Annotated in this window: 6 protein-coding genes; all 6 read left to right on the forward strand. The window is 36.1% G+C overall.

Features of this window, described 5'->3' with window-relative positions:
- Positions 1–337: 337 nt before the first annotated feature.
- From ACTQXY_RS14730 to gtfA, 6 genes are read left to right on the forward strand one after another with little or no spacing between them, the layout of a single operon-like run.
- Entirely contained in the window at positions 338–1,618 is a 1,281-nt protein-coding gene (locus ACTQXY_RS14730; protein ID WP_441660095.1) for an extracellular solute-binding protein, read from the forward strand.
- Between the two features lie 52 nt (positions 1,619–1,670).
- Positions 1,671–2,576 carry a carbohydrate ABC transporter permease gene (locus ACTQXY_RS14735; RefSeq protein ID WP_412364340.1) on the forward strand — a complete coding sequence of 302 codons (906 nt, stop codon included), beginning with the start codon at positions 1,671–1,673 and terminating at the stop codon, positions 2,574–2,576.
- 15 nt (positions 2,577–2,591) lie between these two features.
- Positions 2,592–3,431, forward strand: coding sequence for a carbohydrate ABC transporter permease (locus tag ACTQXY_RS14740; protein WP_412364339.1), 840 nt, complete (start codon positions 2,592–2,594; stop codon positions 3,429–3,431).
- Between the two features lie 39 nt (positions 3,432–3,470).
- The gene (locus ACTQXY_RS14745) at positions 3,471–4,367 is read left to right on the forward strand and encodes an aldo/keto reductase (RefSeq protein ID WP_441660096.1); all 897 of its coding nucleotides are present in this window, start codon (positions 3,471–3,473) and stop codon (positions 4,365–4,367) included.
- A gap of 12 nt (positions 4,368–4,379) precedes the next feature.
- Positions 4,380–5,462, forward strand: coding sequence for a Gfo/Idh/MocA family protein (locus ACTQXY_RS14750; protein ID WP_412364335.1), 1,083 nt, complete (start codon positions 4,380–4,382; stop codon positions 5,460–5,462).
- Positions 5,463–5,466: 4 nt separating this feature from the next.
- Positions 5,467–6,876 carry a sucrose phosphorylase gene (gene gtfA, locus ACTQXY_RS14755; RefSeq protein WP_441660097.1) on the forward strand — a complete coding sequence of 470 codons (1,410 nt, stop codon included), beginning with the start codon at positions 5,467–5,469 and terminating at the stop codon, positions 6,874–6,876.
- Positions 6,877–7,047: the final 171 nt, after the last annotated feature.

Here is a 7,047-nt window from a genome sequence, read left to right on the forward strand (position 1 = left end):
GAAAGTATCTGATATGCGGTGCTCTTTAATAAAAGCAACGAGAAATTTCATTCATACAGAAAAGTGGTGCTGGAGTTAAACTCCAGCACCAACTTTGTCTACAGTCTGAGAGCTGAATGTATCAGCTCTTTCAAAAAAGAAAATAGGAAAACGATTTCCTATATTTTATAGTAAAACTAAGTGCATATTGTCTTTAAAAATCAATTTGTACAAATTATAGATATTAAAAATTACTATTTTTTTACACAAAAAGGAAAACGTTTTCATAGATAGGGTTATTACCCTGAATAAGGGAATGCAAAGATAAATTCATAAATTACGAAAGAGGAAAACAAGTATGAAGAAAACAAAGAAACAAATGGTAGCAGCAGGTTTGGCACTTGTAATGGCAGTATCTCTAGTTGGATGTGGGAATAGTGGTGGAGATAGTCAAAAAGAAGATGGACAAATAACATTGAAGTTTTCGTTCGATCAAGGTGTTGGAGAAGCGACTCAAAAAATTGTAGATAAATTTAATGAGAGTCAAGACAAAATTAAGGTAGAAACGGTACTTCTTCCTCAGGATGCAAATCAGGTACATGATGATTTTGTTAATAAATTAGCGTCTGGGGATAAAAGCGTAGATATTATGGGATTGGATGTGGTGTATGTTGCTGAGTTTGCATCAGCAGGATGGCTTATGGATTTGACAAATAAAATTGACACAGATGCTATGTTAGACGGTCCAGTTGAGGGTGCAACATACGATGGAAAATTAGTGGCAGCTCCATGGTTTACCAATTCAAGTGTATTGTTTTATCGCCAGGATGTATTAGAACAATTGGGGGCAGAAGTTCCTACAACATATGAAGGTTGGATGGAGCTGGCAGATCAAGCTATAGGAATAAATGGGATTGAATATGGAGCTGATTTTCAGGCGGCGCAGTCAGAAGCATTGGTAACAAACTGGGTAGAATATGTTTGGAACAATGGTGGAGATGTACTTGATGAGTCAGGGGATCCGGTAATCAATTCTGAAAACAATGTAGAGGCAACAAATATTATGAAAAAATTAGTAGATGAATATGCACCGGAAGGGATTACTACTTATACGGAGACAGAAAGTGAACAAGTATTTAAAGAAGGAAAATGCTTATTTATTCGTGACTGGTCAGGCTTTTGGACAAGTGGGCAGGACGAAGGATCAAAGGTTGCAGGTAAAATAGCAGCTACAAAGCTCCCAACAGGACCAAATGGGGAAGAGTCTCATACTTGTCTTGGAGGACTAGATTTGGTTGTAAATAATGCAATTGATGAAAAACAAAAGGCAGCAGCGGTAGAATTTATTAACTATATGATAAGTGCAGACACACAAAAAGAAATGACATTGATTTCTTCACAGCCTCCAGTTGTAAAAGATGTGTATACAGATGCAGAGATTTTAGAGGAGATCCCATTTTATGCAGATTTTTATGACATTATTATGACAGGGAAATCAAGACCACTTTCTCCGAAATATGCAAAGGTATCGGATGCTATTCAAAGAAACATTCATCAAGCATTGACTGGAGAGACAGATGTGGTGACGGCATTAGACAAACTTCAAGAAGAAGTAGAGGCATTAAACAATAAAAAATAAAAATAACATGGCGGTGTAAAAACAGCACCGCCTCTAAAAAGAGGAGGCAGTCATGACCAGTAAAAAAAGAAAATATAATTCACTGCAAAAAACAGAAACCAGAGATGCCTGGATTATGATGGCTCCGGCTATCATTATTCTGTTAGTTATTGCGGTATATCCAATTTTAAGAACATTTTGGCTAAGTCTCCACGAAATGGTACTTACAGATCCGGGGAGTGGTTATCCGTTTGTGGGGATGAAGAATTATATAAAGATATTTCAGGATGAAAGAGCATTGCACTCTATTGGATTTACTTTGAAATTTACAATAACCACGGTGTTTTTTGAGTTGGTAATAGGATTTGCAGCAGCATTGATTATGAATAAAGCATTTAGGGGAAAAGGGCTTGTCCGAGCAGCAATTTTGATTCCGTGGGCGATTCCGACATCAGTATCAGCACTAATGTGGAAATTTATTTATAACGATCAATATGGATTGTTTAATGATATTTTATATAAATTGGGTGTAATCGATTCATACAAAGCATGGTTAAGTACTGCGGATGGCTCGTTTCTTGCATTAGTTATTACAGATGTTTGGAAAACGGCACCATATATGGCACTTTTGATTTTAGCTGGGCTTCAGATGATTTCAGAAGATTTGTACGAAGCAGCCAAAATAGATGGGGCAAATGTATTTCAGCGATTCTGTTATGTGACATTGCCAAATGTAAAAGGAACAGTACTTGTTGCGTTATTATTCAGGACACTAGATGCTTTCCGTGTGTTTGATTTAGTTTCTGTTATGACAGGCGGTGCAAACCAGACGGAAAGTGTATCCTTATATGCATACAATAACTTAATGAAATTCCTTGATTTCGGCTATGGGTCAGCGATGGCAGTTATGATATTTATTATTGTATTTATCATTAGTCTTATATATATGAAAGTAATGGGCAATCAATTGGTAGAGTAGCAAGGAGGAAAACAGATGAATAAAAAGACCTTACATATAATAAAACAAATATTCTTTTATGTGTTTATAGTCCTCTTTGTAGGAATTATAGTACTTCCGTTTTTATGGCAATTCTTGACATCTATTAAACCAATGTCTGAGATCTCAGCTATGCCGGCAAAATGGATACCAAGTGAAATTAATATTCAATATTATTTTAATGTGTTTGAGAAACATCCTTTTGGAAAATACTTGTTTAACAGCTTAGTCGTAGCGACATGTACTACATTTTTAAGCATTTTAATTGGTGCATCTGCAGCATATGCTTTGGCAAGGTTGCGATTTAAAGGAAAGAAGGTTATGCTTATGGCAATTTTAAGCATTTCTATGTTTCCAACAATTGCCACATTGAGTCCGATTTACCTGTTGTTAAAAGAATTTAGTTTGTTAAATACATATTTAGGACTTATTATCCCATATATTACGTTTGCACTTCCACTAGCAATTTGGTTATTGACTAATTTCTTTTCACAGCTGCCTAAAGGATTTGAGGAGGCAGCGGCAATTGACGGATGTTCACGAGCAGGAATCTTTTTTCGAATCATGATTCCGCTAATCAAACCGGCAATATTTTCTGTTGCGTTGATTGTATTTATTAATGCATGGAATGAATATATTTATGCACTTACATTTATGACAGATGATTTGATGAGAACAGTTCCGGTTGGAATTGCAATGTTCCCAAGTAATTATGAGATGCCTTGGGGAGATATGGCGGCAGGTTCTGTAATTGTAACAGTGCCACTAATTATTTTGGTTCTGATTTTCCAGAAAAAGATCATAGCAGGTTTGACTAGCGGCGGTGTAAAAGAATAGTAAAACGTGATGAATAAGACTAAAAAGCGAGGAGAAAAAATGAAAGAAATAATTGTTAATAATGATATGAAAATATCACAGGTAGTTGCGGGATGTATGAGAGTAGCAGATGCAAATTTGACAGGGCATCAGTTTTTAACATTTGTAGAAGAATGCATGGAGATGGGAATTACAACATTTGATCATGCTCCGGTATATGGAGGATATACATGTGAAAAAATATTTGGAGATGCAGTATTGCGTGTGAGACCGCAGCTGCGTAAAAAGATGCAGATTGTAACTAAGACGGGAATTGTACTAAAGGGAAAAGATGGAAATAAAACAATTCGTTATGAATCTTCTAAAAAGGAGATTCAAAAAGAAATTGAGTCATCACTTCGGAATCTGGGAACAGATTATATCGATTTGCTTTTAGTACATCGCCCGGATATTTTAGCAGATCCTCAGGAGACAGCCGATGCGTTAGATCAACTTGTACAGGAGGGAAAAGTACTACATTTAGGTGTATCAAATTTTATGCCCTATCAGATTGCTGCGTTGCAAAGTTATATGAAAAATCCAATTAGCATTAATCAGATGGAGTTTTCTGTAAAAACAACAGAAAATTTCAGCAATGGAGTAATGGATGATGCGCTTATAAGAAGAATGCCGTTGATGGCATGGTCACCTTTGGGGGGCGGAAGTGTTTTTTCTGGAGAGGATAAACAGTCTGTAAGACTGAGAGCCAAATTACAAGAGATAGCAGAAGACTATCACACGTCTATTGATACAATTATGTATTCTTGGTTGTTCAGGCATCCAGTAAAAATTGCAGCAATTACTGGAACGTTGAATATAGAAAGAGTGAAAAAAGCAGTAGAAGCATTGGAAATTACACTTTCATATGATGAATGGTATCAGATATTAGAAGCATCAAGAGGATATTGTGTACCGTAGGAGGATATAAATATGAAAAAAATACGTTTTGGGCTGATTGGATCAGGATGGCGCGCAGAGTTCTATATTAGAATTGCAAAAATGCTTCCGGAACAATTCGAGTTGACAGGAGTGCTGATTCGAGACAAAGAAAAGGGAAATATATTTTCCAGAAAACACAATGTTCCTGTAGTATCATCACTGGAAGAATTGGAATTAGAGAAACCAGATTATATCGTGCTTGCAATTAAAAGAGGAATTGTATCAGAATATTTACGAAAACTGTTTGAAAAAGGAATTCCTGTGTTATGTGAAACACCGCCAGGTGAAGATATTGCAGCACTGAATTGCCTATGGGAGACTTACAAAAAATATAATGCCAAAATACAAATTGCAGAACAATATTTTGCACAACCATTGTATGCGGCGTGGCAACAGGTATTACAGGAGGGAAAGATTGGAGAAGTACAGAATATAAATATTTCGGCGCTTCATGGATACCATGGGGCAAGTATTATAAGGAGATTTTTGAATTCTGGATTTGAAAATGCAGTAATTTATGGAAAACGGTACTGGTTTAATGTAACAGAGACATACGGACGGAAGGGAATGGATTTTAATGGAGAGATTTTCAAATGTTCCAGAGATCGCTTGACAATGGAATTCGATAATGGGAAGGTGGCTTATTTTGACTTTTCAGATCCGGCACAATATCATTCGTTTATTCGGACGAGACAGATTACAATTCAGGGAACTCGGGGAGAAATAGATGATCTGACAATTCGTTACTTGACGGAAAAGAATATTCCGGTTACAGAGCAATTGAACCGAATTGATCTCGGTGTCTATAATAATCAGGAATGGTCACATTATGGTATTATGCTAGGGGAAGAATTCCTCTATAGAAATCCATTTGGAAATGCAAGGCTGAACGATGATGAGATTGCGGTTGCTACTTGTATGATGAAAATGGCAGATTATCTGGAAAATGGGATAGAATTTTATAGTTTAAAAGAAGCGCTTCAAGATATGTATATTTGCCTGATTATGGACGACGCACTTGCGAATCCAAACAAAGAAATAAAAATGGAAAAACAGATTTGGGCAAAGAGGTGATGAAATGAAGAATGAAGTAATGTTAATTACTTATGGAGACAGCTTGGGAAAAAATTTTAAGGAACTGGAACAGATTTTAGATGAGCATTATCAAGGGGCAATAGGGAGTGTCCACATTCTTCCTTTTTTTCCGTCTTCCGCAGATCGAGGATTTGCACCAATGTGTTATGATAAGGTGGATAAAAAGTTTGGAGATTTTTCAGATTTGGAAAGAATAGGAAAAAAATATGACCTTATGTATGACTTTATGGTAAATCATATCTCTGCGCATTCCAAATACTATTTAGATTTTCAGGAGAAAAAAGAAAATTCTCAATACAAAGACCTGTTTATAAGGTATAAAGAATTTTGGAAAGATGGAGAACCAAGTCAGGAGCAGATAGAGAAAATTTACAAAAGAAAACCTAAGGCACCATATGTCAATCTTACCTTTTTTGATGGAACAACAGAAAAAATATGGTGTACATTTGGAGAAGAGCAGATTGATTTAGATATTCGAAAACCATTGACGCAAAAGTTCATTGAAGATACAATTCGATTTATGTGTAAACATGGAGCACGCGTAATACGCTTGGACGCATTTGCGTATGCAGCAAAAAAAGAGAACACAAGTTGTTTCTTTGTAGAACCCCAGATGTGGGAGTTACTTTCTAAAATAGAAGAAATTGCAAAAGAATACGAGGTGGAGATCCTTCCTGAAATTCATGAACATTATTCTATTCAGATGAAAATCGCTGAGAAAGGATTTTGGGTATATGATTTTGCCCTTCCTATGCTTGTGCTTCATGCTTTATATACACATAGGGGAGACCGATTGAAACATTGGCTGGATATTTGTCCGCGAAAACAAATGACAACGTTAGATACCCACGATGGAATTGGTGTAGTTGATGTAGTTGATTTACTGACATCAGAAGAAATTGAAGAAACAAAAGAGCTTCTTTATGAGAAAGGAGCAAATGTTAAGAAAAAATATAGCAGTGCAGAATATAATAACCTTGATATTTATCAGATTAATTGCAGTTTTTATTCTGCGCTTGGAAACAATGACGATGCGTATCTGCTAGCCAGAGCGATTCAGTTCTTTGCACCCGGAATCCCGCAAATCTATTATGTTGGGATGCTTGCAGGGGAGAATGATCTAGCATTGCTTGAAAAAACAAAAGAAGGACGAAATATTAACAGACATTATTATTCAATAGCAGAAGTGAAAGAAAATCTGAGACGACCAGTTGTGAAAAAGCTAAGGGATTTAATGCGATTTCGAAATAGGAGTAAGGCATTTGACGGAGAATGTTTTTGTGAAGTAAATGGGGAACATCTTAGAATAATTAGAAAAGGAGTGGAGCAGGAGGCAGTATTAGAGGCAAATTTACGTACATATCAGTATAATATAATTGAAAAAGAAGTTTAATATACACAGCGAAACCCCGTTAACCTTTCGGCTAACGGGGTTCGTTGTTTTATAGTTATCTAAAGGAATGAGGGATTATCGGACTGGTTTATATCGTGTTACAAAGTGCTGTAAAGCCCGGAAATACGGGCTTTTTTAAAATTAACCGTTTCATAGTTTGTTATATTTAAT

It is taken from the genome of Faecalimonas sp. LCP19S3_D12 (genome assembly GCF_052121495.1).
Taxonomy (GTDB): domain Bacteria; phylum Bacillota; class Clostridia; order Lachnospirales; family Lachnospiraceae; genus Faecalimonas.